Annotated in this window: 20 protein-coding genes and 1 pseudogene; 13 read left to right on the top strand and 8 right to left on the bottom strand. The window is 60.9% G+C overall.

The features are described from left to right. Positions 1-92: 92 nt before the first annotated feature. The 3 genes from BJD99_RS01135 to BJD99_RS01125 form a co-directional block, all read right to left on the bottom strand. The gene (locus BJD99_RS01135; protein ID WP_179142133.1) at positions 93-935 is read right to left on the bottom strand and encodes a universal stress protein; all 843 of its coding nucleotides are present in this window, start codon (positions 933-935) and stop codon (positions 93-95) included. Between the two features lie 208 nt (positions 936-1,143). After that, on the bottom strand, positions 1,144-2,850 hold the full coding sequence (locus tag BJD99_RS01130; protein WP_084344968.1) for a GAF domain-containing sensor histidine kinase: 1,707 nt from the start codon (positions 2,848-2,850) through the stop codon (positions 1,144-1,146). After that, on the bottom strand, positions 2,843-3,514 hold the full coding sequence (locus BJD99_RS01125; RefSeq protein WP_084344966.1) for a response regulator transcription factor: 672 nt from the start codon (positions 3,512-3,514) through the stop codon (positions 2,843-2,845). Before BJD99_RS01125 ends, BJD99_RS01130 begins: the two co-directional genes overlap by 8 nt. Positions 3,515-3,708: 194 nt before the next feature. Here BJD99_RS01125 and BJD99_RS01120 point away from each other — a divergent pair, with 194 nt between their 5' ends. Continuing rightward, positions 3,709-4,647 carry a universal stress protein gene (locus BJD99_RS01120; protein ID WP_084344964.1) on the top strand — a complete coding sequence of 313 codons (939 nt, stop codon included), beginning with the start codon at positions 3,709-3,711 and terminating at the stop codon, positions 4,645-4,647. 84 nt (positions 4,648-4,731) lie between these two features. Here the strand turns inward: BJD99_RS01120 and BJD99_RS01115 are convergent, their stop codons facing one another. The 3 genes from BJD99_RS01115 to BJD99_RS20845 form a co-directional block, all read right to left on the bottom strand. Next, positions 4,732-6,300, bottom strand: a complete 1,569-nt coding sequence (locus tag BJD99_RS01115) for a GMC oxidoreductase (protein WP_218775683.1) — start codon at positions 6,298-6,300, stop codon at positions 4,732-4,734. Between the two features lie 538 nt (positions 6,301-6,838). Next, positions 6,839-7,849 (bottom strand): GGDEF domain-containing protein, encoded by a 1,011-nt coding sequence (locus BJD99_RS01110; RefSeq protein WP_256895270.1) that lies wholly within the window; start codon positions 7,847-7,849, stop codon positions 6,839-6,841. 269 nt (positions 7,850-8,118) lie between these two features. Further along, positions 8,119-8,262: a hypothetical protein gene (locus tag BJD99_RS20845; protein WP_179142132.1), complete on the bottom strand. Its 144-nt coding sequence runs from the start codon at positions 8,260-8,262 to the stop codon at positions 8,119-8,121. A gap of 23 nt (positions 8,263-8,285) precedes the next feature. Here BJD99_RS20845 and BJD99_RS01105 point away from each other — a divergent pair. The 8 genes and pseudogenes from BJD99_RS01105 to BJD99_RS01070 all read left to right on the top strand — a co-directional run. Next, positions 8,286-8,515 (top strand): annotated as a pseudogene (locus tag BJD99_RS01105) (hypothetical protein); the annotation flags it as partial. A 160-nt stretch (positions 8,516-8,675) separates the two neighbouring features. Then, the gene (locus tag BJD99_RS01100) at positions 8,676-10,007 is read left to right on the top strand and encodes a glycoside hydrolase family 1 protein (RefSeq protein ID WP_084344958.1); all 1,332 of its coding nucleotides are present in this window, start codon (positions 8,676-8,678) and stop codon (positions 10,005-10,007) included. A gap of 321 nt (positions 10,008-10,328) precedes the next feature. Next, a complete protein-coding gene (locus tag BJD99_RS01095) occupies positions 10,329-13,127 on the top strand; it encodes an aconitate hydratase (RefSeq protein ID WP_084344956.1) in 2,799 nt (932 codons plus the stop codon). A gap of 35 nt (positions 13,128-13,162) precedes the next feature. Continuing rightward, positions 13,163-13,846: a succinate dehydrogenase cytochrome b subunit gene (locus BJD99_RS01090; RefSeq protein ID WP_247596238.1), complete on the top strand. Its 684-nt coding sequence runs from the start codon at positions 13,163-13,165 to the stop codon at positions 13,844-13,846. Beyond that, positions 13,831-15,786, top strand: a complete 1,956-nt coding sequence (locus BJD99_RS01085; protein ID WP_084344952.1) for a fumarate reductase/succinate dehydrogenase flavoprotein subunit — start codon at positions 13,831-13,833, stop codon at positions 15,784-15,786. The genes BJD99_RS01090 and BJD99_RS01085 overlap by 16 nt, the downstream gene beginning before the upstream one ends. Then, positions 15,783-16,535, top strand: a complete 753-nt coding sequence (locus BJD99_RS01080; protein ID WP_084344950.1) for a succinate dehydrogenase/fumarate reductase iron-sulfur subunit — start codon at positions 15,783-15,785, stop codon at positions 16,533-16,535. The genes BJD99_RS01085 and BJD99_RS01080 overlap by 4 nt, the downstream gene beginning before the upstream one ends. A gap of 57 nt (positions 16,536-16,592) precedes the next feature. Then, entirely contained in the window at positions 16,593-17,294 is a 702-nt protein-coding gene (ric, locus tag BJD99_RS01075; protein ID WP_084344948.1) for an iron-sulfur cluster repair di-iron protein, read from the top strand. Positions 17,295-17,302: 8 nt separating this feature from the next. Further along, positions 17,303-17,890 (top strand): bifunctional 2-polyprenyl-6-hydroxyphenol methylase/3-demethylubiquinol 3-O-methyltransferase UbiG, encoded by a 588-nt coding sequence (locus BJD99_RS01070; RefSeq protein ID WP_084344946.1) that lies wholly within the window; start codon positions 17,303-17,305, stop codon positions 17,888-17,890. Positions 17,891-17,921: 31 nt separating this feature from the next. On the opposite strand, the gene BJD99_RS01065 is transcribed toward BJD99_RS01070, so the two are convergent. Continuing rightward, entirely contained in the window at positions 17,922-18,821 is a 900-nt protein-coding gene (locus BJD99_RS01065) for a universal stress protein (protein WP_084344944.1), read from the bottom strand. Positions 18,822-18,862: 41 nt separating this feature from the next. After that, entirely contained in the window at positions 18,863-19,759 is an 897-nt protein-coding gene (locus BJD99_RS01060) for a universal stress protein (protein WP_084344942.1), read from the bottom strand. Between the two features lie 261 nt (positions 19,760-20,020). Here BJD99_RS01060 and BJD99_RS01055 point away from each other — a divergent pair, with 261 nt between their 5' ends. The 4 genes from BJD99_RS01055 to BJD99_RS01040 all read left to right on the top strand — a co-directional run bounded on the left by BJD99_RS01055 (position 20,021) and on the right by BJD99_RS01040 (position 22,942). Further along, entirely contained in the window at positions 20,021-20,542 is a 522-nt protein-coding gene (locus tag BJD99_RS01055; RefSeq protein WP_084344940.1) for a flavodoxin domain-containing protein, read from the top strand. 144 nt (positions 20,543-20,686) lie between these two features. Then, positions 20,687-21,589 carry a universal stress protein gene (locus BJD99_RS01050; protein WP_168708317.1) on the top strand — a complete coding sequence of 301 codons (903 nt, stop codon included), beginning with the start codon at positions 20,687-20,689 and terminating at the stop codon, positions 21,587-21,589. Then, positions 21,590-22,591, top strand: coding sequence for a zinc-binding alcohol dehydrogenase family protein (locus BJD99_RS01045; protein WP_084344936.1), 1,002 nt, complete (start codon positions 21,590-21,592; stop codon positions 22,589-22,591). A gap of 138 nt (positions 22,592-22,729) precedes the next feature. Then, complete coding sequence (locus BJD99_RS01040) at positions 22,730-22,942, top strand: hypothetical protein (RefSeq protein WP_084344934.1); 213 nt, start codon at positions 22,730-22,732, stop codon at positions 22,940-22,942. Positions 22,943-22,948 lie beyond the last annotated feature (6 nt).

Genomic DNA, 22,948 nt, shown 5'->3' with positions numbered 1-22,948 from the left:
CACCGCCATCATCAACGCCACTGCGCGATACACCGCATCGAGCTGACCCGCCAACGGAGAGATCAACAGATCATGTGGACCGCTGCTGGCAATCATGCGTGCGGCACCACGAGCACCGGGCATTCCGCTCGGCGAAGGACAGTGGTAAGCGTACTGCCGCACGTGCGTCCTCGCTCATGGCCGACAACAAGCAACCTAGCGGTGCCGGACACTGCGACCAGTTCCGATCCCGAGCCGGCCTCGGCGTAGACGGTCGAGCAACGCACCGTGGGGTAGTCGTCGCGAAACGACTCCAGCCGGGCGTCCATAGGCGATTCGGGAGCCACGTTGGCGTTCGCTCCCCCGATCACATGAGCGACAACCTCCGAGATCGAGCGAGTATGGATAGCCAGGACATCGGCTTTCCTACTCGAAGCTTCGCGAAAAGCTTCTGCAACAACGACGTCGGACTCGAGAACCTCCGCATCTCCCAGCGCGACCACCACCGCACCATCGGAACCAGTACTGCACTCTCGAACGATCAATACCGGACACACCGACGATTCCACGAGTGTGAAAACCGTCGACCGCAGGACTCGTTCAGTCAAGGCATGCCCTTGGCTTATGCCGAGCACGAGTAGACGCGCAGATTTCGCCTCCGCAAGAATCGCTGATTCCGGTTGACCATGCAGCACTACAGTTTCTACCAACACACTGCTGTCGATCTCCGCCGCCGCGTGCACTGCCTCGCGGAGTACCGTGCGACCGTAGTCGCCATCCACATCAGGAGCGCCGTACACAGTCTCAGGCTGGGGATGCGGGCTGATCACATGCACCAACCGCAATGAGGAGTGCCGTTCTTGTGCCTCCGCCACTGCCAGTCGCACGGCGTCGAGCGCCGCCCTCGATCCATCGACTCCGACGACGATAGGCCCACCCGTATACGAACTGTTCATCAGTTTCCTCTCGATGTTCACCATCGGCGCCGCGCCACCCACGAAGTGCAGCGGACAAGCAGCGCCTCCCCCCGAGAACGCTACGAGTGCTTTCCTTGCCGACGCAGTGGCCAGAGGTCACCATCGTTCGGGACGTAAGTACGCGACTTCGTCGCACGTGCACGGAAATACGTCGCAAAAGGTGTATTTCCGTGCACATAGGTAGCAGTCACGGCAATGGCGCGGCCCAGACGATGCAGGCGCCGACGCCGGATGCGGGCGTGCCCACCGTCATCTCGCCGCCGCATTCGAGTGCTCGCGCGCTCAGGTTCGCCAAACCGCTTGCAGTGGCGTCGTCGGGCATTCCGATGCCGTTGTCCGACACCTCGATTCGAAGGTCGTCCCCGACCCAGATGGTCACGGTAACCGTGTCTGCCTCTGCGTGCTGGACCACGTTGCTGACCGCCTCCCTGATGACGGCAACAGCGTGATCAGCAAGCGAGTTTTCGATAACCGACAATGGTCCGGACATTCGAACGACCGCACGGATGGGTACGTGTTCGGTGAGTTCGAGGACCGCGTCGTCGATGCGTTGGCGCAGGCGAGTGGCAGAATGCGACGAACTTTGCAGATCGAAAATCGTCGAGCGAATGTCCTGAACCGTGTCTTGCAAGTCGTCGATCGTTCTCGTGAGCCGTTGGCGAATATCGTCCGACTCGGTTCGTTGCAGTGTGCTCTGCAACGACAAACCGACAGCGAATATTCGCTGGATCACGTGGTCGTGCAAGTCACGGGCGATCCGATCACGGTCGGACAGGACATCGAGTTCGTGGACCCGACGAGCGTTGTCGGCCATCTGCATCGCCAGCGCAGCCTGGTCCGCAAAACTCGCGACCAGTTCGAGTTCGGCATCGCTGAACGACCCGGCACCTTCCTTGCGCAACACCACCAGCACACCGCTGACACCGCCGGTGACACGCAACGGAGAAATCAGAGCGGGACCGAATTCCTGGTCCATCTCGATGGACTCGTCGTCGAAGTCTTCCTTCCGGAATGCCGCACGGCGCCTGAACGCGGCGCCCGAACTCGACCCTTCGATGGGGATGGTGGAACCCAATAGCTTTTCGGCACAATGCCCTTCGCTCACCGAGACGACAAGCTGGGTAACGAGTGCTGGGTCCGCGTCGACGCCCTCCGGGACGGCGATGAAAGCCAGGTCGGCGGTGAGGAGATGCAACGCCTTTCGCGACACCATTTGCAACACGTCACCGATTTCGGCGCCGGCCAGCAGTTCGGTGCCGATATCTCTCGTCGCTTCCATCCATGCTTGACGAGTACGTGATTCCTCGTACAAGCGTGAATTTTCGATAGCAATACCTGCTGCCGACGCGAGCGCCTTGGTAACGACCTCGTCGTCATCGGTGAAAGGTGTTCCATCCTTCTTTTCCGTCAAATACAGGTTTCCGTAAATCTCGCTGCGGATTCGAATCGGTACTCCGAGAAAGGTTTTCATCAATGGATGATTCGGCGGAAATCCCACCGAATCCGGATGAGACGTCAAGTCTTCCAGGCGAAGGACTTCGGGCTGATCGATCAGCAGTCCCAACACTCCGCCTCCGGTGGGGAGCGGTCCTATACGGGTGCGCGTGTCGTCGTCCATCCCGAAGTTGATGAATGCGCTCAGTTCGTGACCTTCCCCGCGCACGCCGAGGGCACCATAGCGAGCGTCGACGAGTTTGACGGCCGATTCAACGATCGACCGCAGAGTCACCTCGAGGTCGAGGTCGGAGGTGATGACCAGCATGGCCTCCAGCAGACCGTCTGCCTGTGCTCTGGCGTCGGCGATCCGACCGATGCGGTTCTGGACTTCGAGCAGAAGTTCACCGAGGCGGAGTTGAGGCAATGACGAGCCGCTGGCACCGTGCCGATCATCCATCCCGAACTCCGGGTTGCCCGCCCGATATTGGATGTGTATCGGCAAGTTTCGAGGCATAAACGGCGGCTTGGGTGCGTCGCTCCATCCCGAGCTTCGCGAGAAGTCTCGAAACGTAGTTCTTCACTGTCTTTTCCGCCAGAAACATTCTGGTCGCAATCTGCCTGTTGGTCAGACCTTCACCGAGGAGGTCGAGCAAGGTGCGTTCCTGCCCCGTGAGATGGTCTATCGGTCCTGGCGCCGCGGTACCCGCTCGCAGCTTGTCCATCAGAACGGCCGCTGCGCGATTGTCGAGCAAAGATCTTCCAGAACCTACGTCCTTGATCGCGCGAGTCAGCTCCATTCCGGTGATGTCCTTGACGACGTATCCACTCGCGCCGGCAAGGATCGCGTCGAGCATCGCCTGATCCTCGGTGAAAGAAGTCAGCATCATGGTTTTCAGGTCTGGCAACCGATCGAGAAGTTCGCGGCACAACTCGATGCCGTTGCCGTCGGGCAGCCGCACGTCGAGCACAGCGACATCGGGCTTCAATGCCGGGATGCGGGCGAGGGCTTGGGCGCAACTGCCGGCCTCACCGATGACTTCGAGATCGGGATCGGAGTCGATGAGGTCGATCAACCCGCGCCGAACTATCTCGTGATCATCGACCAGAAACACTCTGACCACGCCAACGCTCCCTTACCCGCGTCCCCAATGGGCGCCTCGAGTCCAACCATACCTACCTAGGCCGCATTCAAACCGACCATCGGTCACCGAAATCGGCGACCAAAGTCCCTCACATCGGTGTAGTTGTCCTGCCGTGCCACTTGCTCAGTTCAGGGTCTGATGGAGGTCCAGCACCACGATGAAGGAGACTCGCGATGGGTTTACTCCCGACCGTCGTCGGAGTCGACGGGTCATCCGCGTCACTGGACGCAGTTCGATGGGCAGTGCTCGACGCCGAACTACACAATTCCGACCTCACAGTGGTGTCTTCGGTCCCCTTGCCGGGCGGATTTACCGGCATACAAATCCCGCCCGAACCCGCGACTGCGCAATGGAGAGGCGAGACGAGACGGATTCTGGACGAGGCGCTCACGGCGGCCGGGCGAGTCATGACTGGTGCGCGAACGATCGGCGTCGACGCATGCCTATCGGATCGACCTGCAGTGAGCACGCTACTCGCGTTGTCTGCAACGTCCAGGATGATCGTCATAGGCACCAGCGGACTCGGGGGAACCGATCGCCGAACGCTCGGGTCGATCAGTTTCGCACTCAGCACCCACGCCCACTGCCCTGTCACCATCGTGCGCGCCTGGCCCGACGATGATCGGGTGCAGGCTGCGGACGCCGTAGTCGTCGGGGTCGACGGAACGATGGCGAGCGATGCTGCAGTGGCGCTGGCGTTCGAGGAGGCTGCTGTGCGAAGAGCCCCACTCACCGCAGTCCACGCGTGGTCCGATGCGGATCTATCGATAGGAATCCCGGTTCACGGGCTCGAGTGGCCATTGAACAAGCCCCCTACCGAGGATGCTTTGACACGGATTCTGGACGAATACTCGCACCAATACCCGTCGGTGTCAGTCCGACGTGTGGTGGTCAGAGACCGACCAGTGCATGCCCTTCTCGATCATGCGCAGGGAGCGCAACTATTGGTGGTAGGCAGCCATGGTCGCGGCGGATTCAGCGGAATGATGCTCGGTTCGGCGAGCCGATCAGTGCTCGGACGCGCCAACTGTCCTGTTGTGATCGTTCCATCGTCCGGTCGATCCGTTGCAAGAGAGAACTCACACGTCGCCTCCGCTCCATCGAGTCGATAAAAATGCTGATCCCTTGAACAGACGAACACACGTCGAACACACCGGGACAGAAAGATGGCCTGGTGTGTTCGACGCGTTAGTCGGCTAGTTCATATCGTTAGCGATGATGTTCTCGATGTTCCGTTCCGCCAGTGCAGTAATGGTGACGAACGGATTGACGCCGACATTGCCGGGAACCAGGGAACCGTCCATGACATAGAGCCCCGGATACTCGGGGAGCCGACCGTAGTTATCGGTTGCCTTGCCCAGGACACAGCCACCGAGCGGGTGATACGTCAGCTGATCGCCCCACGTCTGCACGGGTCCGAAGAGATCGGTCCGATAGATGGTGCCTTCCTTTCGGTTGATCTTGTCGAACAACTTTTTCGTCATATTGATCGACGGTTGATTTTGGGAACGTTGCCAATCGAGCCCAACCTTGCCTGTTGTCGAGTTGTATTGAAACTGTGCACGTTCGGGGTTCTTGGCAATCGCCAGGTACAGACTCACCCACAGTTCGGCGCCGGCCGGGAACGGTGCGATCTCGGCGAACACCGGTGCGGTGGGATCGGCCCAGTTGTCGATACCCAAAACTGGTATCGAAGATTGCTTGGCCCCTGTCCCGTCCCATGCGTGGTTGGCACGGCCCACCATCACGTTGCCGTTGTGGCCCCATTCCTGACCGACAGCTCCAGGCAAATTCGCCAGTTGCCCTTGCGCTTTCATTGCCACCAGCAGCTTGCTCGTCCCGACACTGCCTGCTGCGAAGAAGACCTTGTCCGCTGTCACGGTCTTGGTGCCAGTGACATTTCCCTGCTCGTCGATCTGGTTCATCACCACCTGATACCCACCGCCCGTGGTGGCCGGCTTCACCTCGGTGACGACGTGCAGCGTGGTGATGGTGAGTTTGCCGGTCGCTGAGGCTTGGGCGAGGTAAGTCTTGTCGAGGGACTTCTTGCCGGCGTTGTTTCCATAGATGACTTCCGATGCCAATGCCGATTTGGTCACTTGACCGGCGGCTTCCTGTTTCATGTATTCGAAGTCGTACACATTGGGTACGAATGTTGTTGTGTAGCCGGATCTCTGCGCGGTTTTGCGTCCTGTCCTGGCAAATTTGTAATACTCGGTCGATTCGAACCACGCTGGGTCGACGTTGTTCACTCCCAGCGCGGCGTTTGCCTTGGGGAAGTAGGTCGAGTACATCGCATTGGAGTCGACGTTCGGCAGGATTTCCTCGAAGTAGTTGCGTTTCGGCGTCACAGCCATTCCGCCGTTGACGAGCGATCCACCACCGACTCCGCGACCCTGGTAGACCTTGATTCCACCGAAGTCTTCGATATCGAGAACACCGACGTATTTACTAATGTTCTTGTCGACCGAACCACCGGAGAAGTGTGAAACCGGTTGCACTGTGCGAGTTCGGAGCCAGGTCGACCGACCGTCCGGCGAGAGCATCGGGCAGAAGATCTTCCCGTCCGATCCCGGCGTGGTCCAGGCCTTGCCCATCTCGACCATGTGCGTGTCGATCCCGGCTTGCGTCAATCGGAGTGCGGCTACCGCCCCTCCGTAACCGCTCCCGATGACGAGCGCGGCAACCCGATCGCCGTCACCCAATGCCCGCCGCGGCGCCGCCGCGGCAGTTGTCCACGAAGACGAGAGTGCCGCTGCACCGATAGCCAATCCTGTTGCGGCGAGAAAGTTTCTGCGCGAGAACCCCGAAGTGGTACCCGAAGATCGATCTTTGGATCCAACGCGAATATTCAAGTAAATCCCTCTCGTTCGGTAACCCCCTCGCAGAGATATACCGTCCGAGAGAGGACCGCGCGAGCAGTACTGGCTAGTAACGTCACGGTGCCGTAAAGATTCCTTAAAAGCGTTCGATGCACACGGGGGTTCACCTGTTATGCCAGGATCCAGATCACGGTGGAGCGAGACCGATTTGGTTGAATTCTCAATCCTTTCGACCGTTCGCCTACCCACGACCCTGTCGCCTTCACTCGAACAGCAGCGGGCTCGTTCACGCTCGCGCCGTCCTGACTCGAGGCCGAATCCGCAGAACAGGACAAACAATACCTACCCGTTCAGTGACGTACCGTCGGCGCTGGATTCGAGAACGAGTGCAGCTCGAGCGCTGTCGTGTACATGAAAGTCCAAGCTCGCCAGAATAGCTTCCGGATACTTTGTATCTCCCGGAAACAGGAGTAGCCGTTGCTCAGTCGAGCGCAGTGCCGTCAGCCGGAACCGCCCTACCATCGGCGGTGTGCGCCCCGCCGTCGAAGCGGTGGAGGGTGTTGCCGCCCGCACGTTTGGCCGCATACATCGCAATATCGGCCCTGGTGTAAACGCTGTCGAACATTGCACCGAGAGTAGCCGCATCGGCATGCGCAACCCCGATACTGACAGTCACCCCCACTCCCGCCCCTTCCGCAAAACGAGACTGTAGTGCGTAAGCCTGCTCGAGGGCCTCCACCGGATCGAGGTGAGTAACGACCGCGAATTCCTCTCCCCCGGTGCGAGAAGTGACAGCAGGAAAGTCGAACGCCTCGTGAATGGCATTCGCGGCCGCACGCAGAACAAGGTCGCCGTGGGCATGACCGTGCCGATCGTTGACGGCTTTGAAAGCATCGAGATCGACCACCATCACCGTCGCCACTCCTACCTGATCTCCGAGTTCGGCGATTGCGGCGACAAGCCCTCGGCGGTTGCGCAATCCAGTCAAAGGATCGAAGAACGCCTGTGATGCATCACGCCGCAGTACGACCATCAGAACGTAGGAAAGCACAGGGGCCGAGAACAACATCAGAATTAACAAGACCAGGTAGGCGCACGCGAGCACTACATCCGCACCAGGCTCGATCACCGCACGCACGAACAACACACCGACAATCACTCCAGCCCACAGCTGATGAGAAACGATCAACTTCGGACTGTGAAAAGCCGCGATATAACCACCGTTCACAGCGAAACCCGCAGCACACGGCAACGCAACGAACGGGTCGGTGAGCATCAGCAACGCGGCAGCGGTAAACAGTTCCAAATAGGCGACGAACAGACGTGAATAATTTTTCGTCGGCCACGGCCCGCGGAGCCACACGAGACCGATCGCAGATCCGACACCGGCAAGACCGTACGCAAGGTAGCGCCCAATACCGTCGGGCACACCAGCGGGACTGAACGTCGCCAGGACACACAACGCCGCGAACAACCAGCACCAGGTACTCAAAGCGATCCGAACAGGGCTCGGCAGCGCGATGGAACGCTGATCGGGCGCAGTCCATCCGGTACCGCCCGGGCAAGACCACAATCGATCGATCGGAAACCTAATCGGCAGAGCCCTTCCGTGCGAGATGTAGCGTCACTACAGCCCGATGTGATGTACGGGTCGACCCCTCATCCGTAGCGACCTACTCAGTGTGACAGAAAACAGGCTGTCCGGTTCGGCAGTGCAATCCAAACCGGTCTCGCAACAACCGCTTACTACTTCGATTCCGTTCACTGTGTGAACAAAATAGTGGAGAGTCTTATGAGCTCGCCTCGCTCCTTCTCGTTCAGCACCGAGAATGTGTCTTCCTCGACCCGGTCGAGGACACGGTCGCTTTCGGCGAGTAGTCCGCGTCCAGCGTCGGTAATCGTCATGATCTGGCGCCGATCTGTCGCAAGTCGATGTCAATGGCGGCGCCATCGCGCTCGGACATCCCCTCGGCGCGACCCGCGCACGCCTGATGACCACTCTTCTGCACGAATTGGAACGGTCCGGCGGGTGCGCTTCGGGCTCCAGACCATGTGCAAGGGCGGCGGCCAAGCCAACGTGACAATCATCGAGCGACTGCAAATTGGACGAGATGAAGTCCAGACAAACGCTGACCTCGCAGCGCCACAGTCGAACTGAACTGCAATCCTAAGAATTTGGTCAGCAATGGAGATACAGAAGTATTCTGTTCGGGTATTCGAATACACCGCATTGTGGACGGTATGACCAATCGGTCCGGCCGGATTCGAATGCCAACCAAAACGGTCCCACTCCACTGACCGCGTACTACTCTGCGCCCATGCGTGTTTCGATACGGCTTTTCACCGCAACAGCACTGATCATGGCTTGGTTGTTGGTACCCGGCGCCTGGCTATCCACCACGCTTTCACCATCCGCCACCGCCACACCCCCGCCATTGTCGGTCGGTGAGGACTTTCTGTGGGGCGTGTCCACCGCCGGCTTCCAGGCCGAGGGGTCCTCCCCGGACAGCAACTGGTCTCGATATTCAGCTTCCGAAAATGCCGAAAACAAGGTCGGCACCTCAGTCGACTTCCGTCATCGCTATCCGGAGGACATCGAGAACGCGTCGAAACTTGGTGTCTCCGTGTTCCGTTTCAGTGTCGAATGGGCGCGCGTGCAGCCTGTCTCCGGAACCTGGGACGAAGAAGAACTCACGTACTACGACGACGTCATAGCGCAGATCCGTGCACATGGAATGCGTCCGATGATTACTCTCGACCACTGGGTGTACCCCGGTTGGGTGGCCGATCAGGGCGGTTGGACCAACCCCAAAACAGTCGATGACTGGTTGGCCAACGCTTCACATGTGATCGACCGATATGCCGGCAACGATGCGCAGTGGATCACCATCAACGAACCGACCGCGTACATCATCAAAGAACTCACCTTCGGCGGCATCACACTCACCCAGGCACCGCAGATGATGGACCGCCTCGTCCAGGTGCACCGGGCAGCGTTCGACATGATCCACACCAAAGATCCCGGTGCACCGGTCAGCAGCAATCTATCCTTCATCCCCACGGTCGCTGGACTTTTCGACTCCACCTTCGTCGACCGCGTCCGCGACAAGATGGACTTTCTCGGCCTCGACTACTACTACGGGCTCTCCGTTGACAACATCACCGCCGCCTACGCCCTCTTCGACCAGCTGTACAAGATCAGAACGCAGCCCGAAGGCCTCTACCACGCACTGATGTACTACAAGGACAAGTTCCCCGACCTGCCGATCTACATCGTCGAAAACGGCATGCCTACCGACAATGCTCAGCCCCGGAAGGACGGATACACCCGATCCGACCATCTCAGCGATCACATCTACTGGCTCGAACGAGCCCGCCAAGACGGAGCCAACGTGATCGGCTACAACTACTGGTCCATTACCGACAACTACGAATGGGGTTCTTACCGTCCACGTTTCGGTCTGTTCACCGTTGACGTAAAGACTGACCCGTCACTGGCCCGTCAGCCCACCGACGCAGTGGAGACCTACCGTCGGATCATCACCGACAAGGGCGTCCCCGCGAATTACACCCCGGTCCGGCGACCAGGTTTCTGTTCGCTGGTGACCTTGCCGGAAAGCTGCCTCGAACCGCCTTCTGTTCCCCGCTGAGCTATCTGAAGCCGAACAACACAAAGGCAACGAAAGCGATGATCTGGCAACTTGCGGGTCGGTTGGTAGTTGGCCGATTACGGGCTTCCGCTTCGTCTGCCGAGACCGGCGTCAACTGCGAAACGAAGGTCTGAGCTCGAAACATCGTGACGGTTGGTTCAGTTCCCTATACGGGCAGAGGTTCTGTGCGTAGGTTTGAGTTGTAGCCAGCATCAGCCGTCATAGCAGTCCGGGGTCAGTCCGATGACGACTGAAGCCTTGCGCGCAGCTAGGGAGCCGGGGCGATCCGCAGCGGACTGATCCTTCGCTTGAGGGAGCGTCATGACAAGCAATAGTTTCGGTGCCCGCGGCCAGCTGAGCGTGGACGGCAAAACCTACGAGATTCACCGGATCGACCGGATCGAAGGGGCCAACCGCCTGCCCTACAGCCTCAAGATCCTCCTGGAGAATCTGCTGCGGAACGAGGATGGACATCTGGTCACGGCTGACCACATCACGGCCCTCGCCGGATGGGACGCCAAGTCCGAAGCCAACTCCGAGATCCAGTACACCCCGGCGCGGGTGCTCATGCAGGATTTCACCGGCGTCCCGTGCGTAGTGGATCTGGTGGCCATGCGCGACGCGATGACCGAACTCGGCGGCGATCCACGAAAGATCAATCCGCTGATTCCAGCTGAACTCGTGATCGACCACTCGGTGATCGCCGACGTGTTTGCGCGCCCGGATGCCTTCGGAGTGAATGCCGAACTCGAATTCGAACGCAACCAGGAGCGCTACCAACTGCTCCGCTGGGGACAGCAGTCCTTCGACGACTTCCTCGTTGTTCCGCCGGACACCGGCATCTGCCACCAGGTGAACCTCGAATACTTGGCGCGGGTGGTCTTCACCCGTGAGGGGCCCCGCGGACTCCAGGCGTACCCGGATACGTTGGTAGGGACGGACTCTCATACCCCGATGGTCAACGGTCTCGGTGTGCTCGGCTGGGGCGTCGGCGGGATCGAAGCCGAGGCAGCCATGCTGGGCCAGCCCATGAGCATGTTGATCCCCCAGGTGGTGGGGCTCAAACTCTCCGGCGACCTCCCCGAGGGAACCACCGCCACCGACCTGGTGCTCACCGTTGCCGAACTATTGCGGAAGGTCCGCGTCGTCGGCAAGTTCGTCGACTTCTTCGGCCCCGGCGTCGGCAATGTCCCGTTGGCTACTCGGGCCACCCTGGGCAACATGAGCCCGGAGTACGGCTCGACTGCATCCATCTTCCCGATCGACGACGAAACTCTGAACTACCTGCGACTGACCGGCCGCGAAGAACACCAGATTCAGCTGGTCGAGGCGTATGCCCGCGAACAAGGCCTGTGGCACGATCCCGACCACGTACCCGAATACAGCCAGATAGTGGAGTTGGACTTGTCCACGGTCACCCCGTCGATCGCCGGCCCGAAAAGGCCCCAGGACCGTATCCCCCTGGCCGCGGCGTCCCAAATCATTCACCGCCTACTGGCCGGCCTGTCGCAAGACGACGCCGTTGCCGGCGGACTCGACTCCGCCGGGGAAGAATCCTTTCCCGCCAGTGACCCGGTGGCCATCAGCACTCGCATTCCCCGCGACGATCCACCGCGAATCCACGACCACGACGAGGATCCCGATCTCGACGACTGGCCGTCGAACCCGGCCGAGTTGATCGTCGGCGGACAACAGGCCAGCATCGACAACGGCGCCGTGGTCATCGCCGCCATCACCTCCTGTACCAACACCTCCAATCCCTCGGTGATGATCGGAGCGGCACTGCTGGCCAAGAACGCCGTCGAACGCGGGCTCGCGAGTAAGCCGTGGGTGAAGACCACCTTGGCTCCCGGGTCCCGCGTCGTCACCGACTACTACGAACGTTCTGGACTGACTCCGTATTTGGAGAAACTAGGTTTCAATCTGGTCGGCTATGGCTGCACTACCTGCATCGGCAACTCGGGGCCACTGATCCCAGAAGTCAGCAGTGCGGTCGCGCAGAACGATCTCACGGTGGCTTCGGTCCTATCGAGCAACCGTAACTTCGAGGGCCGCATCCATGCCGAGGTCCAGATGAACTTCCTGGCCTCACCGCCCTTGGTCATTGCCTATGCACTCGCCGGAACCATGCATACCGACATGGTCAATGACCCGCTCGGGCACGACCCCCAGGGGCAGCCGGTCTTCCTGCGCGACATTTGGCCGACAACCGCCGAAATCAAGAAAGTGGTCGACGCGAGCCTCGAAGCGTCGATGTTCACCAAGGGATACGCCGACGTCTACCACGGCGACGAAAACTGGCGCGGCATGTCCATCCCCGACGGGGATCAGTTCGCGTGGCAATCAGAGTCCACCTATATTCAGCGTCCGCCGTACTTCGACGACATGCCGGTCGATCCCGCGCCACTGACGGACATCAAGGACGCACGGGTGCTCGCCTACCTCGGGGACTCGGTGACCACCGACCACATCTCCCCGGCCGGCGTCATCAAGTCCGATTCCCCTGCCGGCCAATACCTTCAAGGATTGGGCGTCGCCCCGGCCGACTTCAACTCCTACGGTTCGCGCCGCGGCAACCACAACGTCATGATCCGCGGCACCTTCGCCAACGTCCGGCTACGCAACAAACTCGTCGCCGGGGTCGAAGGCGGCGTCACCCGCCATCTGCCCGACGGTGAACGCCACAGCATTTTCGACGCGGCTTCCGCCTACGCCGCCGAAGGAGTACCGCTGATTGTGCTGGCGGGATCCGATTACGGCTCAGGCTCCTCCCGCGACTGGGCTGCGAAGGGGACCACGCTGCTAGGCGTCAAGGCTGTCCTGGCCGTCTCCTACGAGCGGATTCACCGATCCAACCTCATCGGTATGGGCGTGCTGCCGCTCCAGTTCCTCGACGGAGAAAGCGCAGAATCTCATGGGCTGACCGGCGAGGAAAGCTATTCGATTGTTGGCATCGCGGGGGCTGATCCACTCCCGCGGGAGGTCACCGTCAGCGTCGACGACGGCGAACACAGGCGAAAAATTTCCGCGCTGGTGCGCATCGATACACCCGCAGAGGAGGCCTACTTCATCCACGGCGGCATCCTGCCTTACGTTCTGCGTCAGCTGCTTTCGTCATGATCGCGCACGGCCTGGAACAGGGACGCACCCCAACTGTGCGCTCCTCCGTCGTTCTGCATGCGGCCATGGCCGTCGGCGGGCTGATCATGGTGCTCTTCCTGATTGCCCACATGTACGGCAACCTGAAGGTCTTCGCCGGTCAAGAAGCCTTCGACGGATATTCGGCGTATCTGCGCACGATCCTCGAACCCCTGCTGCCGTACTCGGGAGCCCTGTGGATCCTCCGAGTGATCCTGTTGATCAGCGTCGGTATCCATATTTACGCGGCATTCGTACTGTGGCACCGATCCCGCAAGGCCACGGCCGGGGGCGGCGGGTGGAGATACGAGAGCACGCAGAACAGGCGGGGCGTACAGCGCACGTACGCCTCGTTCACCATGCGGTGGGGCGGGGTGACGATCGGACTCTTCATCGTCTACCACCTGTTGCACCTGACCGCGAACTACATCCATCCCGGCGGCGCATCGGAAAGCCCCTATGAGCGTATGGTCAATGGCTTTTCGATCTGGTGGGTGGTGCTTTCCTACGTCATTGCCCTCGTTGCGCTGGGTTTCCATCTGCGGCATGGCATTTGGAGTGCTTTTTCCTCGCTGGGCGCCAATACCGGCGCCAGTAGGCGTCGCCACCTCAATCAGCTGGCGTATCTGATCACCGTCGTAGTCATCGGCGGATTCTTGGTGCCGCCGCTGTGCATTCTGTTCGGATGGGTGGGGCCGTGAACGAATATTTTGTCGAAGGTGACGCGCTACGGGACACCAAGGCTCCGGACGGTCCGCTCGCAGAACGCTGGAACAAACGCCGTTTCGAAGCCAAGCTGGTCAGCCCCACCAACCGACGCAAACTTTCGGTCCTGATCATCGGAACAGGGTTGGCCGGAGGATCGGCGGCGGCCACCCTCGGCGAGGCCGGTTACAACGTCAAGGTCTTCTGCTATCAGGACAGTGCACGTCGGGCCCACAGCATCGCTGCCCAGGGCGGAATCAACGCCGCAAAGGACTACCGCAACGACGGCGACAGTGTCCAACGACTGTTCTACGACACCGTCAAGGGCGGAGACTATCGCTCGCGCGAATCCAACGTCTACCGGCTCGCTCAGGTCAGTGCGGCAATCATCGATCAGGCTGTCGCCCAGGGAGTTCCGTTTGCCCGAGAGTACGGCGGATTACTGGACACCCGTTCCTTCGGAGGCGTGCAGGTATCCCGGACGTTCTATGCGCGCGGACAAACCGGCCAACAACTGCTGCTGGGCGCCTACCAAGCGTTGGAGCGTCAAATCGGCGCAGGGACAGTGGAACTGAACACCCGGCACGAGATGCTGGACCTGATCGTCATCGACGGCAAGGCTCGCGGCGTCGTGGTGCGCGACATGGTTTCCGGGGAGTTCGAGACGCATCTGGCGGACGCCGTCGTGCTGGCCAGCGGCGGCTACGGCAACGTCTACTACCTCTCCACCAATGCGATGGGCTGCAACGTCACCGCCAGCTGGCGTGCTCACCGCAGGGGAGCCTATTTTGCGAACCCCTGTTACACGCAAATCCATCCCACCTGCATCCCCGTCAGTGGCGAACATCAGTCCAAGCTCACCCTGATGAGCGAATCTCTGCGGAACGACGGGCGCATCTGGGTGCCGGCCGCGGCCGGAGACGAACGGGCGCCGGCGGACATTCCCGAGTCGGAACGGGATTACTACCTGGAGCGGGCCTATCCGGCGTTCGGCAACCTCGTGCCACGCGACGTGGCATCGAGAGCCGCCAAAAACCAATGCGATCAAGGGCGGGGTGTGGGTCCCAACGGACTCGGGGTCTACCTCGATTTCGCGGACGCCATCGAGCGCCTGGGCAAACCTGCCATCGAGGAAAAATACGGAAACCTCTTCGACATGTACTTCAAGATCACCGACGAGGACCCGTACAAGGTGCCGATGCGCATCTATCCGGCTATCCACTACACGATGGGTGGACTGTGGGTGGATTACGACCTGCAGAGCTCGATCCCCGGGCTCTTCGTCATCGGAGAGGCGAACTTCTCCGACCACGGCGCCAACCGTTTGGGGGCCAGCGCCCTGATGCAGGGCCTGGCCGACGGCTATTTCGTCCTCCCCGGCACCATCAACGATTACCTCGCCCGCAATCCGCTACCCAAAGATGTGGATGCCTCGCACCCCTCCGTCGTCGAGGCAGTCCAAGCGGTGCGCGACCGGACGTCGAGGCTGCTGGCCGTCAAGGGAACCCGCTCCGTCGATTCTTTTCATCGCGAACTCGGCGGCATCGTGTGGGAGTACTGCGGCATGGAACGCGATGCCGAGGGGCTCACCCGCGCGATCAGGGAGATTCGCTCGCTGCGGGATTCCTTCTGGTCCGACGTGTTGGTCACCGGGACCAACGAGGAGCTCAACCAGGCTCTGGAGCGCGCAGGCCGGGTCGCGGACTTCTTCGAACTCGCCGAACTGATGTGTATCGATGCACTGCACCGCGAGGAATCCTGCGGGGCACATTTCCGCACCGAAAGCCAGACCGAAGACGGAGAAGCTCTCCGACGGGATGAGGAGTTCTCCTACGTCGCCGGGTGGGAATTCGGCGGGGACGGTTCCCCTCCGGTGCTGCACCGCGAGCACCTCGAATTCGAGAACATCAAAGTCCAGCAGAGGAGCTACACATGAACATCACGCTGCGCGTGTGGCGGCAGAAGAACCGCGACGATGTCGGCGGCATGGTGGCGTACGAGGTGGCCAACATCTCCGCCGACATGTCGTTCCTCGAGATGCTCGACGTCTTGAACGAGGATCTCACGCGGGGTGGCGGGGATCCGGTTGCCTTCGATCACGACTGCCGCGAGGGCATCTGCGGCATGTGTTCACTGGTGATCAATGGGCTTGCCCACGGCCCCGAAGCACTGACCACCACCTGCCAGCTCTACATGCGTCACTTCCACGACGGTCAGGTCATCGACGTCGAGCCCTGGCGTTCGACGTCGTTCCCCATCCTCCGGGACCTCGTCGTAGACCGGAGTGCGCTGGACCGCATCATCGAAGCGGGCGGCTATATCAGCGCCCCGACGGGCTGCGCACCCGATGCAAACGCGACGTCGGTATCGAGGAAAGACGCCGAGCGCGCCTTCGACGCCGCAGCCTGCATCGGTTGCGGGGCGTGCGTGGCCGCCTGCCCCAACGGTTCGGCCTCACTGTTCCTCGGCGCCAAGCTGACCCACCTCGGCTCGTTGCCCCAGGGACAGCCCGAACGGGGTCGCCGCGCGCTGGCCATGGTGCGCCGACACGACGCTGAGGGCTTCGGCGGGTGCAGTCAGATCGGCGAGTGCACCGCGGTGTGCCCGGCAGGCATCCCGTTGGACATGATTTCCCAACTCAATCATGATGTCCTGGTCGAGATCTCCCACAACAAGCACCGGTAAGAGCGCACCACGCACTTTCGCAGCCCACGTTGTCCGGGACGGGTTAGGGTAAGTCGCATGGCTATTGAGGCGTCGAATACATTGGCTGACCTGGTTGTCGAGGACAGTCGCCGCGCGCGGGTTTTGGAGGGATTCGGCCTCGACTACTGCTGCGATGGCCACCGATCCCTCTCCGACGCGACGGCCGAGGCCGACCTCGACTTGGAGGAAGTGCGTAAGGCACTCGACCTTCCCGGTGACAGCGCCCAAAAGACGCTCACGTCGCGGGAGTCCGCTGATCTTGCCCACGACATCGTCGACACCCACCATGCGTACATGTGGGAGGAGATGCCGCGGCTGCAGGCGCTCGTAGAAAAGGTGCACGGGGTCCACGGCGAACGGCACCCCGAGTTGGCCCGGGTGAACGAGCTCTACACCCAGGCGGTTACCGAACTCGATCCACATATGACCAAGGAAGAGCGCTCTGTTTTTCCCGCGATAGCTCGAATGGAAAAGACCGGGATCCCCGGTGTCCCCGGAGCGCTCGCAGCCCACATCGAGACGTTGGTCCAGGAGCACGTGGTGGTCGGCGACCTGTTCAAGGAGATCAACTCCGTGACGGGGGCCTACACGATGCCGGAAGACGGCTGCGGCTCGTACCGGGCGATGCTCGACGGGCTCCAGAAGATGGAGCTCGATCTGCACGAGCACATTCACAAGGAGAACAACATCCTCTTCCCGAAGGCGCTCGAATTCGAGCGGACCATCACCGGAACCTGAGTGTCGTCATGTCGACGGATGAGGTCAGGGACGCGTACGACGCGAACGCACAAAACGTCGTAAAGATGCTCGGCTCGAAGGTGTCCACGACAGACCCGGACCGGGCCGTCATCGAGCCGTGGGCCGACACGGTCAGAGGCCGGATTCTGGACGTGGGCTCCGGCATCGGTCGCTGGGCCGGCCACCTGGCAAGTCTCGGCCACCCGATCGACGGGCTGGAGCCTGTCGAGCGACTTGTAGATATCGCCCGCACAGCCAACCCCGCAGTAACGTTCCAGCTCGGTACAATCGACGACCTCGCCGGCTCGGATGATCGGTGGGCGGGCATTCTTGCCTGGTACTCGCTGATCCATCTGGGGCCCGACCACCTGCCGAACGCACTCGCAACCCTGCGCTCGGTGCTCGAAGATGACGGCACGATGCTCATGTCGTTCTTCTCGGGCCTGCGCCTCGAACCGTTCGATCATCCGGTGGTCACCGCATATCGATGGCCGTTGCCGGACATGGCCCGTGCCCTGAACCAGGCAGGGTTCGAGGTGATAAGCGAACGCTGGGACGGGCCGGCACCTCACGCAATCATGCTGGTACGCGCTTAGTTTCGGTCGTCGATGGCAGTGGTCGGTCGCCTCATTCGTGCTTCGGTTCCCTTGCGATGATCAACGGGCATTCGACACGATGCGACAGCGACCGACTGGTCGATCCCAACAGTAGGCCGCTGAAACCGCCTCTTCCTCTGGATCCGACGACGACGGTCTGCGCACTTTTGGAGAGTTCGAGAATTTTGCTCACGGCACTGCCATGCTCAACTATTCGATCTACGTGCACGTCCGGGTACTGCTCCTGCCATCCTGCGAGACTTTCCGACATGACGACCCATCCCGCTGCATCCTGCGCGGAGGACATTGCATCTTTGTCGCTGTCGGAGTGGATCTTCCACAATCCAACGTCCTCGGCCCAGGTGTGTACGGCGACTAGGCCGGTGCCACGAAGTGATGCCTCTTCGAAGGCAACACCTACTGCCCTACTACTGGCACTCGATCCGTCGACACCGAGGACAACGGGCCCTTCGCGCTCTCCGGATGACGGAATACCGCTGATGATCGCGACGGGGCATTCCGCTCGCTCGGATACAGCAGCACTGACCGAGCCGAGCAATTCTGCGAAATACTCACCGTTTCCCCGCGTACCCACCACTATCATTCGCGCTGAGGCAGATCGCTCGAGCAGAGTCGGAATCGCGGCGCCTACAACCACTTCGGTGGCTATAGACAAAGCGTCCGCATCCTTGGCGGCGGCCTTGGCGATGGCCGACGCCGACTCCAGACCCTTGTTCACTTCCAGTCTCATCGGTGGACCGAGCTGAGGTGGCATAGCGGCGAAAGTCGTATAGACGTCGGTGATCTGGTAAGTAGAAACCAGGGTCAACGATGCGCCACGCAGTTCCGCCGCACGCGTTGCCCAGCGGACGGCATCGAACGAAGCATTCGAGCCGTCGACACCTACGACAATGGGGCCGTTCTTATCCATATTTACTCCTCTGACAACGATCGAACTACGGAACTACGGAACTACGGAACTACGAGTACCGGACATTGGGCTCGGTGGATCAGACTCTGGCTCACGGAACCGAGAATTGCCGACGACAGGCGCCCTCGTCCACGACTACCGACCGCGATGACCTGAGCCGAAGCGGACATCGTGCCGAGTTCACGTGCCACCGAAGCACCTACCGATCGAACCTCTACCGCCACAGTCGGATACTCACTCTTGTACGGATCGACGATGCCCTGCAGCCACTTCCGTTCAGCGTCTCGTTGGTGCTGCCGATCCACCGAGGTCCCGTAATCGAGCTCGTCTGCATCCTCGACGGCCCCCACGTGCACTGCGACGAGGTCGGCGCCCAAGGTGCGTGCCAGATCGAAAGCTGCTGCCAGAGCGCGCCGGGACGGCTGCGACCCGTCGACACCCACCACTATCGGTCCAGTCGGGTCCGCGCTCTCGTCGCGACTTTTACGCCACACCAATACTGGGCATACTGCTGCGTTGACCAACTCGATGATGGAATGTCCGAATATCAGATCACGGAGCGGACCTGTTCGACTGCCGCCGAGGATCAGCAATCTGGAATTCGTCGAAATGGACTCGATCAGGTCGGTCGCCGCGCCACCGGTGATAGAACACTCGACCTCGATCTCGGCATCGAGGTCGCGGACGATCAGAGCCGCATCGTCGAGAAATTTCCTTCCTACCCGACGCAGTTCCAACTCGAGTTGAGCGCCGGCGATGAGCACTGCAGGGTCGAACCACCTGCCGACATCAGGAAGTGCATGAACGAGTCGGATCGAAGAGTGCACGTGCTGGGCAAGTCTCGCTGCCCATTCGACGGCGTTACGATCGTCGTCCGACCCATCTACGCATACAACGATGCTGCCCTCGTAGGCAGACGGTACGTCTTCGGTCTTCAAGGCTCTCCGTTTGTCGAATCCAGTGCTATCGACGAGCCTGGACCGCTTCTTCTCACAAGAACAGAGGACAAGGTCCTTACTGCACCGGGTACCTCGTCACCCACCGTTGCGCGGGTCCACCGAAGTCGATGAACTACTCATCGTTCGAGGACCGAAGTCCCTATTCGCGCCAGCGACACACGTTCACAGTGATGCCTACGAACAAGAGACTCTAGACGCAACAGCGTCGAAGTCCGGGCCTCGAGGAGAAGGAACACTGTCATGCGCGTCCTGATTGCAACTTCGAGCCGGCACGGTTCGACACGTGAGATCGGACAGTGGCTTTCGTCCTCGCTGACCGATGCCCTACAGAATTCCGGTGTTTCGGCGACAGTGGAGGTTCGCGACGCAGCTGACGTGGACAGCATCGCCGAATACGATGCGGTGATAATCGGCAGCGCCGTCTACATGGGCCGTTGGTTGCGAGGTGCTCGATCTCTCGTCGCGCGCCAACAGCCCGAACTCGAAGCACGCCCGGTGTGGTTGTTCTCCAGCGGACCCATCGGCGCCGCCGGTAAGCCCTCGGCACCATCAGCCATGGACAAGGCATCGTGGGCGGTCGAGCACCGTGTCTTCGGAGGAAAGTTCGACCTGTCGACGCTTTCCTGGTTCGAGAGACTCGTAGTGCGGCTCATTCGAGCCGATGAGGGAGACGACCGATCACGCGAAGAGATCGATGGGTGGGCGCGCTCGATCGGCGCGACACTGGCCGAGTCCGAGCCGACGGTTCCGACACTCCCGTGACACCTTCGACGGTCCGCCCGATATCTGCTGGAATTCGTGCCGGTTGTCGGATGAACCTGTGGAGAAGTGAAGTCGCAACCGTAGAAGCGAGGCTATGCTCGATGCACTGTGCCCGATGGTCGACGGAGCGATCGTGAGAACCCTGTGAACGCAACGAACAAGCCTCCATCGACGACGGTCTGGACGAACACGGTGTTGACCGAAATCGTCGTCGGCGTCGATGGGTCGGAATCCTCCCGAGGCGCACTCGCGTGGGCGGCCGGGTTGGCACACGACGTCAAGGCAAGAATTCGGATCGTTTACGCACTGCCACAGCGAGAATCGGCGAACAGGGTGACGCGAGAGCTGCGCGCATCCAAACCACGACTCCTCGGCAAACGCCTTCTCCGGTCATCCCGCAACGAAGTCCATCGTATCGATCCCGACATCGCAGTCGACACAGTGCTGACCGACGATCCCATCGCATCGTTCCTGGGCGCGCTGTCGCACACCGCAGATTTGATCGTGATCGGAGGCAATCCTTCGAGTCCTGTTCGAGATGTCGTCTTCGGCCACCATGCAACTCGCATAGTCGCCGACGCCCGATGCCCGGTCGTCGTGTGGCGGCCGCATGCCGTCGCCCCCGCTGTGACTTCCCAGCCAGTCGTCGTCGGTGTCGACAACTCCGACTCTTCGCACGGCGCAATCCTCGGCGCATTCTGGTTCGCCGACACCTTGAAGGCTCCGCTCATGGCCCTCCACATGGTTTCATCAGGGAGCCATAGGCCGGCGACAACGGTGGATGCAGACGTACAGGAACCGAAAGAGGGATCTCTTGCTTGGCTGGGGTCTCGTGTGACGGCTACCTCCGAGCGTCATCCCTCGGTCGAGCTTCACCTGCATTGTCTCGAGGCATCGGCAGACCACGAGTTACGCAGGGCGTCCGAAACAGCGCGTCTCGTCGTCGTCGGGAGCCGAGGGCTCGGTCCTGTGGCGGGTTCGATCCGCGGCTCGGTCGGGCAATCGCTCGTACACAGTTCGCACTGTCCGATTCTGGTGGTGCGCTGAGTGAAGGCCTGGCGGGTCACCGAACAGGGCAGCGTAGACGGCAGTCCCCTGCAGTTGGTCGATGAGCACATGCCTCGACCGACGTCCGGCGAGTTGCTCATATCTGTCCAAGCGTGCGGCGTGTGCCGAACCGACCTCCACGTCGTCGAAGGCGACCTTCCAATTCATCGGCCGCACGTAGTGCCCGGCCACGAAATCGTCGGCGCGATAACAGAAGTCGGAGACAACACCGAGACCGACTTCAGCGTGGGTGACATTGTCGGAATTCCATGGCTGCGTCACACCTGTGGCAACTGCCGATTTTGTGTGAGTGGTCGCGAAAACCTTTGCAAGGCATCGTTGTACACCGGATGGGATCACAACGGTGGGTTCGCGGAATACGCGGTGGTGCCGGCCGACTATGCCTTGGCACTACCGACCGGGTACAGCACCGAAGAACTGGCACCGTTGCTGTGCGCAGGGATCATCGGATACAGCGCCCTGCGCCGAGCCGAACTCCCGCCGTCGGGGAAGCTCGGTCTGTACGGCTTCGGCGCGAGCGCACACATAGTCGCTCAGCTGGCGCAGGCCGACGGCGCTACCGTGCACGTCATGACTCGGGACCTCGGTGCCCGACAGCTCGCACTGAAGATGGGGCTCGCGTCGGCACAGGGCACCTTCGATTCACCACCGGAGAAGCTCGACGCCGCCATTGTTTTCGCGCCTATCGGTGAGGCTGTTCCGACGGCTTTGGAAGCCGTCGACTCCGGGGGAACCGTCGTACTGGCAGGCATTCACATGACCGACATTCCGCGGCTGAACTACAACCGGCATCTTTTCCACGAAAAGCGACTGCTGAGCGTCGAAGCGAATACGCGGGTCGATGCTCGACAATTCCTCGAACGCTGCCAGAGAACGCACCTGACGATCGAAACTACGGTTTACCCTTTCGACCGCGCACTGTTCGCCTTGAGGGATCTCCGCCACGGCCGTTTTGCCGGCGCTGCAGTCATCACATTCTGACGCCGTCTTTTGTAGTGCACCACGGCCTGAACACCTTCGGCCGCACACTTGGGCACAAAGTCCCTTCTCCTGGTCCGTGAGGCTGAGTCAAAATGATGATAAGAAGTCGACACCCGGTCACCGAGAAAGACAAAATTCATGACGCTCGCGCTCGTAGCCACCCTTGCCGTGGCAGCTGCTGTCGGGACTGTGCGGTTCGGCTTCCGCTCGCCTGTCATCCGAACCGCGACGCACCTCGATGGGCCCGGCACGTTGGAGGAGCTGTTCGCTGCACGCTATGCGCGCGGCGATATCGATCTGCTCCAGTATCGAACCCTTCTCGACCATGTAGCAATGCAACTCCGCGGCTGACTCCAA

Origin of the sequence: Rhodococcus sp. 1163 (assembly GCF_002091985.1) — a bacterium.
GTDB lineage: Bacteria > Actinomycetota > Actinomycetes > Mycobacteriales > Mycobacteriaceae > Rhodococcoides.
Note: the sequence above shows the minus strand (reverse complement) of the source record. Positions and strands in the feature narration are given on the sequence as shown.